Consider the following 17,649-nt stretch of genomic DNA (forward strand, 5'->3'; position numbering starts at 1 on the left):
GGATTGACGCATAGTGCTCGACGTCAACTTCTTCGACGAGCTCCGGATCGGTCTGGCCACCGCTGACGACATCCGTCAGTGGAGCCACGGCGAGGTCAAGAAGCCGGAGACCATCAACTACCGCACCCTGAAGCCCGAGAAGGACGGACTCTTCTGCGAGAAGATCTTCGGTCCGACCCGGGACTGGGAGTGCTACTGCGGCAAGTACAAGCGCGTCCGCTTCAAGGGCATCATCTGTGAGCGGTGTGGCGTCGAGGTCACCCGCGCCAAGGTGCGCCGTGAGCGGATGGGCCACATCGAGCTGGCCGCGCCCGTCACGCACATCTGGTACTTCAAGGGCGTCCCGTCGCGCCTCGGCTACCTGCTCGACCTCGCCCCGAAGGACCTGGAGAAGGTCATCTACTTCGCGGCGTACATGATCACGTACGTCGACGACGAGCGCCGTACGCGTGACCTGCCCTCCCTGGAGGCGCACGTCTCCGTCGAGCGTCAGCAGATCGAGAACCGTCGCGACTCCGACCTGGAGGCCCGCGCCAAGAAGCTCGAGAACGACCTCGCCGAGCTGGAGGCCGAGGGCGCCAAGGCCGACGTGCGCCGCAAGGTGCGCGAGGGTGCCGAGCGCGAGATGAAGCAGCTGCGCGACCGTGCGCAGCGCGAGATCGACCGTCTGGACGAGGTCTGGTCCCGCTTCAAGAACCTCAAGGTCCAGGACCTGGAGGGCGACGAGCTCCTCTACCGCGAGCTGCGTGACCGCTTCGGCACGTACTTCGACGGTTCGATGGGTGCCGCGGCGCTGCAGAAGCGTCTCGAGTCCTTCGACCTGGAGGAGGAGGCCGAGCGCCTCCGCGAGATCATCCGTACCGGCAAGGGCCAGAAGAAGACCCGTGCGCTCAAGCGCCTCAAGGTCGTCTCCGCGTTCCTGCAGACCGCGAACAGCCCCAAGGGCATGGTTCTCGACTGCGTCCCGGTCATCCCGCCGGACCTGCGTCCGATGGTGCAGCTGGACGGTGGCCGCTTCGCGACCTCCGACCTGAACGACCTGTACCGCCGTGTCATCAACCGCAACAACCGCCTGAAGCGGCTTCTCGACCTCGGTGCCCCCGAGATCATCGTGAACAACGAGAAGCGCATGCTCCAGGAGGCGGTCGACGCCCTCTTCGACAACGGCCGTCGTGGTCGCCCGGTGACGGGCCCCGGCAACCGTCCGCTGAAGTCCCTCAGCGACATGCTGAAGGGCAAGCAGGGTCGATTCCGTCAGAACCTGCTCGGCAAGCGTGTCGACTACTCGGCGCGTTCCGTCATCGTCGTCGGCCCGCAGCTCAAGCTGCACCAGTGCGGTCTGCCGAAGGCCATGGCGCTCGAGCTCTTCAAGCCGTTCGTGATGAAGCGCCTGGTCGACCTGAACCACGCGCAGAACATCAAGTCGGCCAAGCGGATGGTCGAGCGCGGCCGCACGGTCGTGTACGACGTCCTCGAAGAGGTCATCGCCGAGCACCCGGTTCTGCTGAACCGTGCGCCCACGCTGCACCGCCTCGGCATCCAGGCCTTCGAGCCGCAGCTGGTCGAGGGCAAGGCCATCCAGATCCACCCGCTCGTCTGCACCGCGTTCAACGCGGACTTCGACGGTGACCAGATGGCCGTCCACCTGCCGCTCTCCGCGGAGGCGCAGGCCGAGGCCCGCATCCTGATGCTGTCCTCGAACAACATCCTCAAGCCCGCCGACGGCCGTCCGGTGACGATGCCGACCCAGGACATGGTCCTCGGTCTGTTCTTCCTCACCACCGACGGCGAGCTCCGTGACACCAAGGGCGAGGGCCGCGCGTTCGGCTCCACGGCCGAGGCGATCATGGCGTTCGACGCCGGCGAGCTCGCGCTGCAGTCGCAGATCGAGATCCGCTTCCCGGTCGGCACCGTCGCTCCCCGTGGCTGGGTTCCCCCGGTCGCCGAGGAGGGCGAGCCGGAGTGGCAGCAGGGTGACTCGTTCCGTCTGAAGACCTCGCTGGGCCGCGCGCTCTTCAACGAGCTGCTGCCCGAGGACTACCCGTTCGTCGACTACTCCGTCGGCAAGAAGCAGCTCTCCGAGATCGTCAACGACCTCGCCGAGCGCTACCCCAAGGTCATCGTGGCGGCGACGCTCGACAACCTGAAGGCGGCGGGCTTCTACTGGGCGACCCGTTCCGGCGTCACCGTGGCCATCTCCGACGTCGTCGTTCCCGAGGCGAAGAAGGAGATCGTCAAGGGCTACGAGGCGCAGGACGAGAAGGTCCAGAAGCAGTACGAGCGCGGTCTGATCACCAAGGAAGAGCGCACGCAGGAGCTCATCGCGATCTGGACCAAGGCGACCAACGAGGTCGCCGAGGCGATGAACGCGAACTTCCCCAAGACGAACCCCATCTTCATGATGGTTGACTCGGGTGCCCGAGGAAACATGATGCAGATGCGGCAGATCGCCGGTATGCGTGGTCTGGTGTCGAACGCGAAGAACGAGACCATCCCGCGTCCGATCAAGGCCTCGTTCCGTGAGGGCCTCTCCGTCCTCGAGTACTTCATCTCGACGCACGGTGCCCGTAAGGGTCTCGCCGACACCGCCCTGCGTACCGCCGACTCGGGTTACCTGACCCGTCGTCTGGTGGACGTCTCGCAGGACGTCATCATCCGCGAGGAGGACTGTGGCACCGAGCGCGGTCTGAAGCTGCGGATCGCGGCCAAGGACGAGGCCGGTGTCCTGCGGAAGACGGACGACGTCGAGACCTCCGTGTACGCGCGGATGCTCGCCGAGGACGTCGTCGTCGACGGCAAGGTCATCGCGCCGGCCAACGTCGACCTGGGTGACGTGCTCATCGACGCCCTGGTCAACGCGGGCGTCGAGGAGGTCAAGACCCGTTCGGTCCTGACCTGTGAGTCCGCCGTCGGTACCTGTGCGTTCTGCTACGGCCGTTCGCTCGCCACCGGCAAGCTGGTCGACATCGGTGAGGCGGTCGGCATCATCGCCGCCCAGTCCATCGGTGAGCCCGGTACCCAGCTGACGATGCGTACCTTCCACACCGGTGGTGTGGCCGGTGACGACATCACCCAGGGTCTGCCCCGTGTCGTCGAGCTCTTCGAGGCTCGGCAGCCGAAGGGTGTCGCCCCGATCTCCGAGGCGGCCGGTCGCGTCCGCATCGAGGAGACCGAGAAGACCAAGAAGATCGTCGTCACTCCGGACGACGGCACCGACGAGACGGCGTTCCCGATCTCGAAGCGTGCCCGTCTGCTCGTGGGCGAGGGCGACCACGTCGAGGTGGGCCAGAAGCTCACCGTGGGTGCCACCAACCCGCACGACGTGCTCCGGATCCTCGGTCAGCGCGCGGTCCAGGTCCACCTGGTCGGCGAAGTCCAGAAGGTCTACAACTCGCAGGGCGTGTCGATCCACGACAAGCACATCGAGATCATCATCCGGCAGATGCTGCGCCGCGTGACGATCATCGAGTCCGGCGACGCGGAGCTCCTGCCGGGCGAGCTGGTCGAGCGTTCGAAGTTCGAGACCGAGAACCGTCGTGTGGTCACCGAGGGCGGTCACCCCGCCTCCGGCCGTCCGCAGCTGATGGGTATCACCAAGGCCTCGCTGGCGACGGAGTCCTGGCTGTCGGCCGCCTCCTTCCAGGAGACGACCCGAGTCCTGACGGATGCGGCGATCAACGCCAAGTCCGACAGCCTCATCGGCCTCAAGGAGAACGTCATCATCGGTAAGCTCATCCCGGCCGGTACGGGTCTGTCCCGCTACCGCAACATCCGGGTCGAGCCGACCGAGGAGGCCAAGGCCGCGATGTACTCGGCCGTCGGCTACGACGACATCGACTACTCGCCGTTCGGCTCGGGCTCCGGCCAGGCCGTTCCGCTGGAGGACTACGACTACGGTCCGTACAACCAGTAAGTAGTGCGAACCGAAGGGCGGTCACCCCGATCAGGGGTGGCCGCCCTTCGGCGTTCCCGGCCGGCCGTCGGCTAGCCGAGGAGCGCGCGGTGCACGCGCAGGAGCGCCCGGGTGCCGACGGCGAGGACGGCGGGGACGTCCTCGGTGGGGACCCGGCGGGCGAGCGCGAGGGCGTCGACCACGATGGCGTAGTCGTCCACGATCGCCCGGGGCGCGTCGGGATGGGTCGCGGCGGCGGCGTACTCGGCGGCCACCGCGCCGTACTCGATGACGGTGAGGTGGACGTCGAGGAGGGTGCCGGCGTCGGGACCGGTGGGCGGGTCGTGCGGGGGTACGGGTGGATCGCGGTCGTCCGTGGCCATGACGGTCCCCCTTCGTCGGCTGGTCGGGCTCCTGTGCAGTGTCCGCCCGTACGGCCCCGGGGGACAGGACCCCGGGCCGGTCGTGCGGGGAGGTTCTTCTTGCCGGGGCCCGGCAACGGGTGGGGCGGCGGGGCCTCCCGGGCGGCGGGCCCACCCGGGCGGTGCGTCCACCCGGGCGGCGGGGCCGCCCGGACGGTGGGTCCGGGTGGCCCCGCCGTCCGGGGCGGGCGCCTCAGCGGGCCGCGAGTTCCCAGGCCGTGACGGCGACCGTCGCCACCGCCGCGAGGGCGCCGATGCTGGCCAGCGGCCAGCGGGCCCGCTCCAGGGCGTCCAGGCGGGCCTCGTGGTCGGCGAGCTGCTTGTCGGTCTGGTCGCTGCGCTGTACGAGCAGCGCGAGCGAGCCGTCGACCCGGGCGAAGCCGGCCTCCAGGGTGCCGCGGAGCCGCTCCAGTTCGAGGGCGACGGCGACGGGGTCGTTCGGGTCAGGCTCGGTCATCGGCGCCGTCCGGGGTGGGGCGCAGCCAGGACGGCAGCAGGTTCTGCACCACGCCGAGGGCCATCACCCGGGCCAGACCGCCGGCGACGGCCAGGGCCCCGGCGACCCAGGGGAGGGTCGCGGGGATGCCGGAGGCGTCGACGATCGCGGGGAGGACGACGGCGATGCCGACGGCGGACTGGAGGACGGTGCGGGCGGTGCGCTTGGCGGCATCGGACATCGGTCTGCTCCTCGGGGTCACTTCGTGTACGGGACCTTCAGCGCGTTCCAGGACGCGGCGCCCGGGATGCCGTCGGCGTCGGAGCCGCGGAAGCCGAGCTTGTGCTGCCACTTGGCGTAGCTGAGCCGGTCGGCCTCGCCCCAGCGGGGGCTCGGGCCGACGGTGTACGCGGAGCAGCCCTCGGCGACGAGGCGGCGGCCCATGGCGGTGATGATCGGGGAGCTCGTCTCCTTGCGGAAGAACGAGGTGCCCGGGAAGGGCTGGAGGCGGGGGGCGGCCGGCGTGGCCGGCGGGTTCTTCGCGGGGGCCGCGCCGAGCCGCTTCTGCACCCGCTCGCGCATGGTGGGCATGGCGAAGCCGCGGGGGTCGTCCTTCCAGTCCGACCACTCCTTGTGGCCGATGACGGAGCGGGCGCCCCAGCCGTGGGCCCGGCACAGGGCGGCGGAGACCCGTTCGATGGCGTCGAGCTGGGCGGGCGGCCAGGGGTCGGTGCCGTCGCCCATGTTGACGCACTCGAAGCCGTAGAAGCGGGAGTTGCCGTCGACGGCGCCGGAGCTGCCCTGGTGCTCGCGGGGGGTGGGCGGCCGGTCTCCGTACGTCTCGGTGATCACGGCCTGGAGGACGGACGGGTCGCCGCCTCCGGCGTGGTTGGCGCGGCCGTTGGCGACGAGGTGGACGCTGCCGTCCTTGGCGATGACGCCGTGGCAGAGCGGGCCGGGCAGCCCTTCGTACCCGTTGAAGCACATCTCGACGGTGTTGGCGGTGCCGGCGGAGACGGTGTGGTGGATGATCACGCCGGTCACGGGGCCCCAGGCGCCGTGACCGTTGCGGTTGTGGGTGCGCCAGCCGGGGTGTTCGACGACGGTGACGCCTTCGGCGCGGAGCGCGGCGACGAACCGGTCCGCGGTGAGGGGAGTGGCCATCTGGTGTCCTCCAGGCATGAAAAAAGCCCGAGCCGGGGGAGCCGGTCGGGCGTGCGGGGTGCGGGCTGTCTACGGGGCGGGGGCCGGGCCCGGGGCCGGCGGGGTCACGGGGGCCCAGGCCGCGCACAGTGCGGCGCAGGCGGCCCGGCGGGTCTCGAAGTCGGCGAGCGCGGCCGCCACGGCCCGCTGGACGGCGGTCTGGTCGGGGACGGCCGGGACGCCGTCCCTGGCGTCCACGACGACCAGGCCGGAGCCGCGCAGGACGGCGTCGCCGGTGCCCTTCTCGGTGACCTCGGCGGTGACGTACACCGAGGGGTACTGGCCGGTCACCGGGTCGCGCTGGAGGGCGTAGCCCATGGTGTTGTCGTAGACGCGGACGATGAGGGTGTGGCCGTCCTCGGTGACGGTGGCGCGGCCCGCGTAGTCGATGGCGATGCCCCAGGGCTGGGTGGGGTCGATGTTCATGCGTGCTCCTCGTGGTCGCCGTGCGGCGAGTGGGTCAGGTCTGGGCGCCGTGGATGAGGGCGGGCTGGGCGTAGACCGTGCCGGCGGTGGCCAGGGCCTGGATCTCGATGGTCATCGTCTGGCCGAAGCGGGTCTTCATGTCGCCGGGCAGCAGGCCGAGGTAGTCGTAGGTGGTGCCCGCGGTGACGGTGGGGCCGAAGGGGACGCCGTCGACGAGGACCCGCACCTGGCCGGTGCCGCCGCTCGACGCCGCCGTGTAGAGGGAGAGGCGCATCTTCGGCTGCCATATGGGGTTGAGGCAGCGGGCGATCGTGGTGAACGCGGGGGCGGTGGTGGAGGGCCACTTGGCCGGGTCGCTGGCCAGCGGCGGCATGAGCTGCAGCCAGGGCCGGGCGAGACCGCCGGTCATGATGTCGTCGGCGAAGATCTCGTGGTTGTAGCCGTCGAAGATCCGGAACAGCGGCCGGGTGATGGTGACGCTGCCGGATGTCTGCGGGGGGCGGAACTCGTTGACGGCGGGACGGGTGTTCACGGCCGTGGACAGGGCCTTGAGCCGGCGTTCCATCTGGTTGAGCCGGTCGATGATGTCCTCGGGCAGCTGGGGCATCAGGCCTCCTCGAGGTAGAGCTCGGCGGTGTCGGGGCGGCCGCGCTCCGGCGGGGTGATCTTGGTGCCGACGATGCGGTAGCGGGCGTCGAGGCCCTGGGAGTACCACTCGTCGGTGATCCGGATGCGGGCGACGCGGCCGAGGAGCGCCGACGGGACGATCCCGCCGAGGTGGATGCTGATCGAGGGGATCACCACGGCGCCGCGGGACTGCGCGAGTTCCGTGGCGGCGACCGAGTCGAGCGCGAGCGGGTCGGTGACCTCGTTGTGGTCCGAGGACAGGTCGATCAGCGGCCAGCCGTCCGCGAGCAGGTCGCTGGCGTACTGCTGGGTGGAGTAGATCGGCCGGGACTCGGCGGCGGCGTTGGCGTTGGTGGAGGCGCCGCGGGCGAGGGCGGTGGTGCCGCCGCGGGTCGCGTCGTACGGGAAGGAGTACGACAGGATGACGCCGGGCCGGTCGAAGATCAGGTCGGTCGCACCGGTGACGATCTTGGGTTCGCCGATCCGGAGCTGTCGGATCCGCCGCCCGGTGACCGGGTCGCGGTAGACCATGATCTGGTGCTCGAAGCCGTTCTCCGTGGCGGCGAGCTGGTCGAGCGCCTCCAGGTAGACGGTCTCGTCGCCCTTGCGCCACGAGGCCGTCTTCTGGAACTTGGGGATCTCGTCGCCGAACGTGATCCCGAGCCGGCGGGGTTCCTCGCCCTCGGGGGCGTCGGGGTAGGTCTGGACGTCGAGTTCGCGCCACAGCCGGCGGGCGATCTCCACCTGGTCGGTGGGGGTGTTGTACGTGATGTCGGTGCGGATGCGGCGGCGTCCGGCGTACGAGTCGAAGGTGGCGGCCTGGATGCCGAGGGTCAGCACCCCGCGGCCGCTGGACTGCAGGGTGCTGGTCCAGACGATGCCGCCCCACCACAGGTCGCCGCCGCGCTCCAGATAGACCGCGGTGCGGCCCTCCCGGACCTTCTTGACGCGGTCGGCGATGGCCTTGTCGGGGATGGGGATCGTGCCGGAGAGCGAGCCGGCCTTGCCGATGTAGTCGTCGAACGAGACGTCCCGCAGGGGGAGGATGTCCAGCGTCTGGTCGGTGAGCAGGTCGCAGAAGATCGCCCGGTAGGGCGTGTCGATTGCCATCGAGGGGCCCCCTTACAGGACGTAGGTGGCGGTGATGCGGATGTTCCGGCCGGCGGTCAGGACGCCGTTGGCGGACCAGGTGCGCACGTGGACGTTGCCGTCGGTGTTGAAGGTGAAGGAGCCCTGGCCGTAGAAGTCGGTGCCGGTGGCCTCGTAGGGGAACGAGGGGCGCCAGCCCGCGGGCAGGGTGCACAGGAGTTCGTCGGGGCTGAGGTTGCCCGCGGTGGTGGCGGTGAGGTCGGGGCCGTTGCGGGTCACCGTCACGGACACGGTGGCCACGCCGCGGGTCCTGCGGCCGGCGAAGCCCACCAGCGTCCAGCCGGCGGCCGGGGTCGCGCCCGAGCCGGCCGTCTCGACCTCGACCGGCGGCTGGTAGGCCACCCAGGCGGTGCCGTTCCAGCGCTGGAGCTGGCCGCCGTAGTCCCGGTACTGGCCGCTGTAGCTGCCGGTGGTGATCGTGCCGCTGGGCGCGATGCCGCCGATCTCCTTGGGGTAGGCGACCCAGGCGGTGCCGTCCCAGCGCTGGAGGAAGTGGGCGTTGTCGTTGTCCTGGTACTGGCCCGGGTAGGCGCCGGCCACGCCCGCGTTGTTGTAGACGGGCAGGATGCCGCCGGCGGAGACGGTCGTGGTGCGCAGGTCGGTGGAGGCGCCGCCCGCCCAGTCGATGCCGCCGGTGCCGGCGGAGGCGCCCTTCTTCACCTTGACCGAGAACAGCGTCAGGGAGCGGGCGGGCGCGGCCGGGGCGACCGGGACGGCCGCCGGGGTGCCCTTGACGATCTCGATGCCGGCCTCGAACTTGCCGAGGGCGTCCACGTCGTTGTCGTAGACGCGGATCACGACGAGGTCGATGCGGTCGTTGAGCGGGTCGCCGTCGGCGAAGGTGATGGTGATGTCCTCGTCGAGGGCGACCGGGTAGGCGCCGTCGGTGGTGGCGCCCTGGACGACGGCCTTGCCGTGGTAGACGGTGGCCGTCATCGGGCCGGTGGAGCTCATCCACAGGCCGCCGACCCGGTACTTGCCGTCGTACGTGCCGGGCAGGATGCCGGACCGGACGCCGAGCGGGTTGACGGGGGTGGTGGCGCCGATGTTGGTGATGCGGGTGTTCTGGCGGGTCTGCCCGGTGGGCATCAGCCATCCGGAACGTACGGGCATGGGTGGACTCCTGTCGGTGGGCGGCGGGCGGGGGGTGACCGGTCAGTACTGGGGGTCGACCCGGATGAAGGCGTTGTCGTACCAGGACTGGGCGTTCACGGCGTTGGCCACGATCCGGTAGTGGAGGGTGAGGGTGTAGGTGAGGCCCGGGGTGAGGCCCGACAGGCGCCGGTTCATCGACTGCGTGGTGGAGGTGTCGCTGGCGACGATCACCGCGTAGTCGTCGACCGGCTCCTGGACGACGGTGGTGCCCTGGGTCAGCCGGAGCGCGAGGTAGCTGTACAGGTCCTTGCTGCCCCGCATCCGGGCGCCGTAGTGGACGATCACGGCCTTCGACGACGGGGCGACGAAGTTCACCTGGACGGGGCCCGCGAGCGTGTCGAGCAGGGTGCTGGTGTACGTGGACGAGGTGGTGTAGCCCGCGTCCGTGAGGTCCTTGTAGTACGGGCCGGGGAACGCCGCCCGCCAGGCGGCGCCGTCGTAGCGCTGGAGCTCGCCGTTGGTGCCGTCCCGGTACTGGCCGGTGTAGCTGCCCTGGAGCGTGGACGCGGAGGACGGGACGATGCCGCCGACGGCCTCCGGGTAGGCGACCCACTTGCCGCCGTCCCAGCGCTGGAGCTGGTTGTTGGCGGTGTCCTGGTACTGGCCCGGGTGGGCGCCCGGCAGGACCGGGCCCTCGACCGGGAGGATGCCGCCGAGGGCCACGACCGGGGTGCGCAGGTCCTTCAGGGCGGTGTTCCACGGGATGCCGCCGTTGCCCGCGCTGGCGCCGGCCGGGACCGTCACCTCGTAGATCGGGAGGCTGCGCGGCGGGGCCACCGGCGCCTTGGGGGCCTGGCCCGGCACGCCCTGGATGATCTCGATCTTCGCCTCGTTGCGGGTGCTGCCGTCGTAGAGGTTGTCGTAGACCTTCAGGACGACCAGGTCGATCCGGCCGTACTGGGCGTCGCCCGCGGCGAAGGTGATCTGCTCGGAGGCCGGCAGGGACACCGGGTAGACGCCCTGGGAGATGTCGCCCTGGATGACGGCCCGGCCCTCGGAGACGGTCGCCGTCATCGCGGAGGCCTTGTCCATCCAGAAGCCGGACAGCCGCCACTTGCCGTCGTAGGAGCCCGGCAGGATGCCGGAGCGGACCTGGACGGGGTTGATCATGGTGGTCGCGCCGACCTGGTTGAGGCGGGTGTCCTCACGGGTCTGGCCGGTCTCGGCGACCCAGCTGCTGCGCAGGTTCATGGGGTTCTCCTGTTCGGGGTGAGGGAGAGGGGGTTCAGGACCGGATCCACTGGGCGGTGAGGGTGGTGTAGTAGCCGGAGCCGCCGAGGGTGCGGACCGGCGCGGTGGCGTTGTGGTAGCCCGCGAGCTGGAGCACGTTGCCCGCGGTGAGCTTGACCAGGCCGTCGCCGCCGACGCTCGTGGTGCCCATGGACGCCGCGGCCATCCAGGTCATCCGGGAGTAGCCGACGCCGCCGACGAGGAGGCGGGCGCCGCGTATGCCGCTGGTGGAGTCGCCGTACCAGTTGATGTTGGCGCCGACCCGCCACCAGCCGGTGCGCGGGACGACGAAGCTGTCGGTGCCGTTCCAGCCGTTGAAGTCGTCGATGTCGACGTAGTTCAGGGTGATCGGCGTCCAGGCGTTCTGCGGCACGCTCTGCATCGAGGTCTGCGAGGCGCTGAAGAGGATGGTCGCCTTGCCCTCGGCGTACTGCCAGGCCGAGCCGTCCCAGCGCTGCAGGACGCCGGCGTTGTCGCGGTACTGGCCGGTGTAACTGCCGGTGGTCGCCGTGCCGTTCGGGGCGATGCCGCCGATCGCCTTCGGGTACGCGACCCAGGCGGTGCCGTCCCAGCGCTGCAACTGGCCCGAGACGTCGCGGTACTGGCCGGCGTACACGCCGTTGAAACCGCTGGTCGGCATGATGCCGCCGAGCGCCGTCATCGGGTAGTGCTTGGTGGTGACGACGCCCGGGGCGGTCCACTGGACGCCGCCGGTGCCGGCGGAGGTTCCGGCCGGTACCGAGACGGTGTAGAGCGGGAAGGAGCTGCCGGGGCCCGAGGCCGGGATCTGGGGGGTGGCCGAGGGCGTGCCCTTGATCAGCCGGATCACGGCGTCGGTGGCGCCGCTCTTGTCGTAGGTGTCGTCGAGGACGGCCAGCTCGATCACGTCGATCCGGCCGTACTGCGGGTCGCCGTCGGCGATGGTGAACGTCTCGGGGGCGGTCACCGCGATCATGTACGCGCCCTGGGGGGTGTCGTAGCCCTGGATCACGGCCCGGCCGGTGCCGATGGTGCACTGCATCGCGGAGGCGCCGGTCAGCGCGAAGCCGCCCGGCACGATGCCGGGCCGCGAGCGCAGCGGGGGCGAGGTGGTGCTCGCGCCGCTGGGGGTGAGCAGCGCGGACAGGGCGAGCCGGGTGTCCTCGCGGGTCTGGCCGGTGGATTGGAGCCAGGCGGCCCGTACGGTCATGGGTTCACTCCTTCACGGGGTGGACGGGGGCGTCGGTCACCACTCGGCGTTGCGCCAGCGGACCGTCATCAGGGCCTCGGGGGTGGCCCCGTCGGGCCGGAACGACAGCTCCGTACGGCCCGGTTCGAGGAGGAACAGCTCCTCCGGGCTGGAGTCGGCCATCGCGGTGTGGCGGCGGGAGGCGGTGTTGTTGAGCATCACCGTGCCGTTGGCGGTGTCGACGACGAGCTCGTCGCCGGCGGCCAGGTCGATCGCGTACCGCAGCCGGCGCTTGGAGACCCGCTCGGTGACGGTCGGCATGGAGCAGGGGCCGCGGAAGACGATCACCGGGTGTGTGGCGGCGGAGCCGGTGTTCTCGGCGACGGCGTCGCCGGTGGACTTGGCCTGGCCCCAGTTGAGCGGCCAGGTCAGCGGCCAGGTCAGGCCCGACTCGGGCTGCGGCGGGGTGGTGGAGGCGCTCTGCTCGTTGACGCCGTAGCGGCGCGGGTCGGAGGCCAGCCACTGGATCGACATCCTCGAGCTGCCCTGGGTGGCGAAGCCCTGGTCCGCGGGGACCACGCGCTGGGCGATCCGGGCGCGTACGGCGAGGAGTTCGCCGTGCAGCCGGACGGTGAGCCAGCGCTCCTCGTCGAGCAGGGCGAGCGACTGGCGCAGGGCGCGGACGGCCTCCGCCGCGCCGTTGAACTCCGGTATCAGCACGATCGTGCCGCTGATCTTGCGCGGCTTGGCGTACCGGGAGCCGGGCCAGGCGCCGTGCGAGGTGGGCCGGTCGGCGTCGGAGGAGTCGTACTCGGGCAGGTCCTCCCAGCCCTGGAGACCGGTCCTGTCGACGTTGAACGGCGTACCGGGGCCGATGAGGAGCCCGGCCCACTGGATCTGCCCGTCCTGGGTGATCAGTGAGCCGGGCGCGAGGTCGGCGGTGAGGTCGTTTCCGGCGTATGTGGTTGTGGTCTCGGCCATGGGGCCGTCACCTCACTTCTGAGGGGCTGTCGGGTGAAGGGCTTCGGCGGCGGGCGGTGGTTCAGCAGTGGGCGCCGACGAGGAAGAGCAGGTCCTCGGCGGTCGACCGCGGGCCGGCGCCCGGATCCTCGTGGAACTCCGCGATGCGGTGGGGCCGCCGGGGAGCCTCGGTGAGGGCCGGGACGCGCCGCTGCTCCAGGACGGTGAGCGGGTCGATGCGCGGCGCGCTGTCGGCGCCGGGGAAGACGAGACCGCCCTCGGCGAGCATCGGGATCTTGTCGATGTCGACGCCGAAGTGCTTGCCGAGGAAGTTGAAGCTCAGCTTGTTGAGCCCGTCGATGATCCAGTTGGCGAAGGCGATCAGGCCGTTGATCGGTCCCTTGACGACGCCGAGGACCGCGGTGAGGGCGCCCTTGATCAGCTCGCCCATGCCGTGCAGGGCCTTGCCGACGGCGTCCTTGGCGTGCCGGAAGAATCCGGGGATCTTGTCGGTGAAGAAGGACAGGAAGGGGTGGATCGCGTTCTTGATGCCGCCGATCGTGCGCGAGGCGATGCCGCGCAGGGCGTTGGAGGCGGAGGTGACGGCGGTGCGGACCCGGGAGATGCCGTCGATGGCGGAACCGATGATCCTCAGGGCCGTCGTGAACAGGGTGAGGTAGGCCTTGAAGTAGGTCCCGACGGCCTGGCCGATGAGCTTGATGACCGGCTGCAGGAACTTCCAGACGGACTGGAAGCCCTTCAGGGCCTGCTGCATGACCTGCTTGATGATCTTCTGGCCGGTCTCGCTGTTCACCGCGTACTCGATGAGCCAGGAGATGACCGGCATGAGGATGCCGAGGATGAAGCCGAGCGGGTTGCTGCGCATGGCGAGGTTGACGCCGGTCATGGCGACGGAGGCGATCTCCATCACCGTGCCGTAGGTGTCCATCAGCTTGGTGATGGTGTCGGCGAAGGGGAGCAGCGGCGCCAGGATCGCCAGGACGGCGCCGACCGCGGGGCCGAGCTTCCCCGCGGCGGTACGGACCTTGCCGGCCGCGACGCCGAGCTTCTGGATGCCGGCGGCCGCCTTCGACCGCTGGATCCGGCCGGCGGAGGTCGCCGCGCCGGACGCGGTGCTCCCGAGGGTGCGTACGGAGGTGCCGGCGGCCCCCAGTTCGGTGGCGAACCCGGCCATGCCGCCCGACGCCGCCTGGACGTCCTGCTTGAGCCGCTTGAGGCTGCCGCCGGCAGCCTCCGCGCCCCGCCGCAGGGAGTTCATCGTCGGCGTCATGCTCCTGAACGCCGGCATGCGGACGGCGGCGGCACTCATCCGCGTGCCTTCGCCAGGTACATCAGCGCGTCCGCCGTGGACTGCGGGTCGCTGTTACGGGCCGCGTGGTAGTGCTCGATGTGCAGCCCGGCACCGCCGCCGTGGCCCCCCTGCAGCTGCGCCGTCATGCGGGCGCGCCGGGCGGTCATGGCGAGCAGCCGGTCCAGCTTGGACAGCGGCAGGACGGCCTCGGCCTCGCCGGCCTCGGCGAGGATCGCCGGGACGCCGCCGTTGCGGGGCATGACGACACCGCCGGTGGCGAGCATCGGGATGGTCGGGATGTGCACGCCGAAGGTCTTGCCGCCGACGATCGGGACCCAGCCGGGGACGCTGACCTTGACCCCGTTGACCGCGTTGATCATGCGGTTGATCAGGCCGATGACGGCGTTGACCGGTCCGGACACGCCGCTCTTGATGCCCTCGAACGCCCGGGACGCGATGTCCTTGAGGCCGTTCCAGATGGAGGACATCTTGTCCTTGACGGCGGTGAAGGCGTTCGGGATCGCGGACTTGATCCAGTTCACCACGGGGGTGATGACGGCCTTGATGCCGTTCCAGACGGCGCCGATGACGGTCTTGATCGCCTTCATGACGGTCGTGATGACCGTCTTCCAGATGTTGACGTAGGTCTTGATGACCGTGGCGACGGCCTTGACGACGGTGGAGATGGCCTTCTTGATGCCGTTCCAGACCGTCTTGATCAGGTCGCCGGCCTTCTTCATGATCGGGCCGACGGCCTTCATGACCGCGCTGATCACGGTCTTGATGCCGTCGAAGGCCTTCTTCAGGATCTTCTGCATCGTCTTCGATTCCATCGCCATTTCGACGATCTTCTCGATGAGAGGCATGAAGAGTTCGATCAGACGGGCGAGGAAGTTGCCCTTCATGGACTTGTTGAGCTTGTCCTGGCCCTTGGACGCCTTGCCGGCGCCGGACTCGTACTTGCCCATCTTCTTGCCGGCGGACTCGGCGGTCGTGCCGGCCTTCGACATGGACTTCTCGGCCTGGTCCGAGGCCGTCTTGAGGTTCTTGAGCTGGGTGTTGGAACCCTGGGCGTTGGTCTTGAGGGTCTTGAGCTGACCGGACGCGGACTTTCCGGCGTCGCCGACCTTCTTGACCGAGGTGCCGGCGCCGGAGGCCTGGGTCTTGAGCTTGTCGAGGGCGGTGGACGCGTTCTTCAGGTTCTTGATGAGTGCCATGGGATTACCTCCTTTCGTGATGGGGTGGGGTCAGCTGCCGGCCGCGCCGAGCTCCTGGTCGAGGGACCGGACCGTCTGCCTGAGCTCGTTGAACTTCGTGCGCAGGGTGCCGGTCGCCGTGGTGAGGCTGTCCATTCCCCTGGCCGACGCCTCCAGCTTGGCTCCCTCGGGGATCTTGGTCGGGGTGAAGCCGAGCATGGCGCTCTTGAGCTTGTCGGTGGCCTTGGCGACCTTCTCGACCTTCTTGGGGTCGGCGTGCCGCATGGCGTTGTTGATCTTGTTGACGCCCTCGGCGACCGGCTGCATCTGCGAGTGGTCGACGCCCGTGATGGCGTCGGCGATCTTCTTGATGGCGCTCGCGGCCTTGGTGGCCTTGCTGTCGGACGGCAGCTTGCGGAAGGCCTGGGTGAAGGCGGGCGCCCGGTTGTTGAACTTCAGCAGCTCCGGGTTCAGCTGCTGGAGCTGGGTGCGCAGGTTGTCGAAGTTCGCGTCCTGCGGAATGGAGGCGATTCCGCCGCCGGCGTTGTTCTCCCGGTCCCTGAGCTGATCCCTGGTCAGGCGCTCGAACCTGGTCTGGTTCTCGTTGAGGACGACGGCCTTGCCGGTGAGGCCGATCTGGAGCTTCCGGAAGCCTTCGAGGAGGAGTCTCCGGAAGACGATGGCCAGGGAGGCGACCAGGAGCGGGACGAGGATGCCGCCGATGGCGGTCCAGAAGTACGCCCACTTGTGCTCGTGATCCTCGTGGAACTTCTCGACCGCACCGCCGATCGTGTCCAGGCCCCACGATTCGAGCAGCTCGGACGACAGCTCCTTGTGGAGCTCCTGGTACATCTCCTCGAACTTGGTCTTGAACTCCGGGACGATCAGGTTGTCCCTGAGCCAGTTGGTCGAGGGCAGCCAGCCCCCGTCCACGATCCGGAGTTTGTGGTTGAGGCCGGCGATCTGGACCGAGAGTTCCTCGGTCGTTACTTCTGCCATGGTGTGCTCCGCTTCCGGCCGGTGACGGCCAAGCGCCGAAAAGCCCCTGCCGTCGTGGAGCTTCGGCAGGGGCTCGTGCGTGGGGCGGGCGGTTCGGGAGGCTAGGCGTCGTCGTCCCGGCGGGAGGCGCGTCGCGTCGTCGCGAGGGCGTCGTTCCAGCCGGCCGCGTACGCGAGGCTCTCGTAGCGGGAGACCTCGGCGTACAGCGTGCCGAGCAGGGCTCTCTTGTCGAGGGCGACGGGTCCTTCGAGGAGCTGGCGGAGGCGGTCCTGGAGCGGGATGTGCGGTCGGGATGCCTCAGCCTGCTGAGTCATGGACGCCTGCCTTCCGGTTGCTTGCCCGTGCGTGTGTGGCGGCGCCGCGGAGTGAGGAGCGGGGGCACCACGTTTTCGAACTGATGTGCGAACAGAGTGTGGAGCATCTGTTCGATGTTTGTCGAGCGGGAAACGTCTGACGGCGTGTCTTCCTGCGGGTTTTCCATGGGACTTGGTCCCCGATCGGAGCTGGTGTTCGACCCGGGTACCCTGGGTGACGCGTTCCCTGGACCTGACTTACTCGGGGAGCCGGGGGACGCGAGGGGCGCGTGGGGACCCCAGGGGGTCGGAAGGCAGTGCTGCGCATGAACACGGAGCCGGGCGGTAACCGGCGCGAGCAGGTCGTCGACTGGCTCGAATCCCACGCTGATCTGCCGCATCTCTTCGCACGGCTCGCCGAACTCGTCCACGTCGCCGGGTACGCCCCGGAGGACCTCGTCGTGCTGCCCCGCGCCGAGGTCGACCGCCGCGAGACCGCCGCGTTCACCGCCGGCTGGGCCGAGGCCGTCTCCGACGAACTCCCGCGCATCCGCAGGGAGTACGAGCGGCGCGTGGCCGACGCCTACGCCCAGGGGCAGGGTGACGCGCGTGGAATCCGACGCCCGCAGCGGCGCACGGACACCGCCCACCCGGACGGGGCCCGCGTCATCCCGCTGCCCTTCGCCCGGCTCATGGAACCCCCGGCCCTGGTGGTCGACGCCGAGGAGCGCGTACGCCGGGAGCGCGAGCTGTTCGAACAGCGCCCCGAGCCGACGTACGAGCCGGAGCCCGCGCCGGTGGACGGACCCGAGCCGGAGCGCGCGCCCGAACGCGCGCCCGAACGCGAACCCGTACCCGAGCCGGAGCCCGGGTCCGAGCCCGGGTCCGAGCCCGGGTCCGAGCCCGAGCCCGAACCCGAGGCGGACGACCGGGTGAACGCCCAGGAGAGCCGCCCCCGCAGGAACGCCCAGCCGGTGCGGAAGGTCGTCCGCGGCAAGGGCGGCCGTCCGATCGTGCCGCCGCTCAGCGGCGTACCCGGTCAGGCCGGGGGGACCCCCGAGCGGCGCGGCCGCCGGCTCTCCGAACGGGCCAGGAGCCTGGAGGACGAACTGGCCGAGCGAGCACAGGAAGCGCCCCCGGATCCCGCTTCCTGAGGGGAGCGGGATCCGGGGGCGAAGGGT

General features: G+C 70.0%; 17 protein-coding genes. 2 read left to right on the plus strand and 15 right to left on the minus strand.

Going from position 1 to position 17,649, the window contains the following annotated elements; translation table 11 throughout:
• Window positions 1-13: 13 nt before the first annotated feature.
• A complete protein-coding gene (locus SVTN_RS22660) occupies window positions 14-3,913 on the plus strand; it encodes a DNA-directed RNA polymerase subunit beta' (protein ID WP_041130748.1) in 3,900 nt (1,299 codons plus the stop codon).
• 71 nt (window positions 3,914-3,984) lie between these two features.
• Here the strand turns inward: SVTN_RS22660 and SVTN_RS22665 are convergent, their stop codons facing one another.
• The 15 genes from SVTN_RS22665 to SVTN_RS22735 all read right to left on the minus strand — a co-directional run bounded on the left by SVTN_RS22665 (window position 3,985) and on the right by SVTN_RS22735 (window position 16,489).
• Window positions 3,985-4,275, minus strand: coding sequence for a hypothetical protein (locus SVTN_RS22665; RefSeq protein WP_174518280.1), 291 nt, complete (start codon window positions 4,273-4,275; stop codon window positions 3,985-3,987).
• Between the two features lie 232 nt (window positions 4,276-4,507).
• Window positions 4,508-4,771 carry a hypothetical protein gene (locus SVTN_RS22670; protein ID WP_041130749.1) on the minus strand — a complete coding sequence of 88 codons (264 nt, stop codon included), beginning with the start codon at window positions 4,769-4,771 and terminating at the stop codon, window positions 4,508-4,510.
• Entirely contained in the window at window positions 4,758-4,991 is a 234-nt protein-coding gene (locus SVTN_RS22675; RefSeq protein WP_041130750.1) for a hypothetical protein, read from the minus strand. Before SVTN_RS22675 ends, SVTN_RS22670 begins: the two co-directional genes overlap by 14 nt.
• A gap of 17 nt (window positions 4,992-5,008) precedes the next feature.
• Complete coding sequence (locus tag SVTN_RS22680; protein WP_041130751.1) at window positions 5,009-5,914, minus strand: peptidoglycan-binding protein; 906 nt, start codon at window positions 5,912-5,914, stop codon at window positions 5,009-5,011.
• Between the two features lie 69 nt (window positions 5,915-5,983).
• Entirely contained in the window at window positions 5,984-6,379 is a 396-nt protein-coding gene (locus SVTN_RS22685; RefSeq protein WP_041130752.1) for a hypothetical protein, read from the minus strand.
• 34 nt (window positions 6,380-6,413) lie between these two features.
• The gene (locus SVTN_RS22690) at window positions 6,414-6,986 is read right to left on the minus strand and encodes a hypothetical protein (protein ID WP_041130753.1); all 573 of its coding nucleotides are present in this window, start codon (window positions 6,984-6,986) and stop codon (window positions 6,414-6,416) included.
• Window positions 6,986-8,116: a hypothetical protein gene (locus SVTN_RS22695; protein ID WP_041130754.1), complete on the minus strand. Its 1,131-nt coding sequence runs from the start codon at window positions 8,114-8,116 to the stop codon at window positions 6,986-6,988. The genes SVTN_RS22690 and SVTN_RS22695 overlap by 1 nt, the downstream gene beginning before the upstream one ends.
• 12 nt (window positions 8,117-8,128) lie before the next feature.
• On the minus strand, window positions 8,129-9,268 hold the full coding sequence (locus SVTN_RS22700; RefSeq protein ID WP_041130755.1) for a hypothetical protein: 1,140 nt from the start codon (window positions 9,266-9,268) through the stop codon (window positions 8,129-8,131).
• 42 nt (window positions 9,269-9,310) lie between these two features.
• Entirely contained in the window at window positions 9,311-10,501 is a 1,191-nt protein-coding gene (locus SVTN_RS22705; protein WP_041130756.1) for a hypothetical protein, read from the minus strand.
• Window positions 10,502-10,535: 34 nt separating this feature from the next.
• A complete protein-coding gene (locus tag SVTN_RS22710) occupies window positions 10,536-11,729 on the minus strand; it encodes a hypothetical protein (protein ID WP_041130757.1) in 1,194 nt (397 codons plus the stop codon).
• 36 nt (window positions 11,730-11,765) lie between these two features.
• On the minus strand, window positions 11,766-12,689 hold the full coding sequence (locus SVTN_RS22715; RefSeq protein WP_041130758.1) for a phage distal tail protein: 924 nt from the start codon (window positions 12,687-12,689) through the stop codon (window positions 11,766-11,768).
• A gap of 61 nt (window positions 12,690-12,750) precedes the next feature.
• Window positions 12,751-13,959, minus strand: coding sequence for a phage tail family protein (locus tag SVTN_RS22720; protein ID WP_245727610.1), 1,209 nt, complete (start codon window positions 13,957-13,959; stop codon window positions 12,751-12,753).
• 35 nt (window positions 13,960-13,994) lie between these two features.
• Window positions 13,995-15,197 (minus strand): phage tail family protein, encoded by a 1,203-nt coding sequence (locus tag SVTN_RS22725; RefSeq protein WP_041130760.1) that lies wholly within the window; start codon window positions 15,195-15,197, stop codon window positions 13,995-13,997.
• Between the two features lie 30 nt (window positions 15,198-15,227).
• Window positions 15,228-16,175: a hypothetical protein gene (locus SVTN_RS22730; RefSeq protein WP_041130761.1), complete on the minus strand. Its 948-nt coding sequence runs from the start codon at window positions 16,173-16,175 to the stop codon at window positions 15,228-15,230.
• Window positions 16,176-16,276: 101 nt separating this feature from the next.
• Window positions 16,277-16,489: a hypothetical protein gene (locus tag SVTN_RS22735; RefSeq protein WP_041130762.1), complete on the minus strand. Its 213-nt coding sequence runs from the start codon at window positions 16,487-16,489 to the stop codon at window positions 16,277-16,279.
• Between the two features lie 305 nt (window positions 16,490-16,794).
• Between SVTN_RS22735 and SVTN_RS43845 the strand changes: the two genes are divergently transcribed.
• Window positions 16,795-17,622, plus strand: coding sequence for a hypothetical protein (locus SVTN_RS43845; protein ID WP_041130763.1), 828 nt, complete (start codon window positions 16,795-16,797; stop codon window positions 17,620-17,622).
• Window positions 17,623-17,649: the final 27 nt, after the last annotated feature.

Origin of the sequence: Streptomyces vietnamensis, assembly GCF_000830005.1 — a bacterium.
Lineage (GTDB): Bacteria > Actinomycetota > Actinomycetes > Streptomycetales > Streptomycetaceae > Streptomyces > Streptomyces vietnamensis.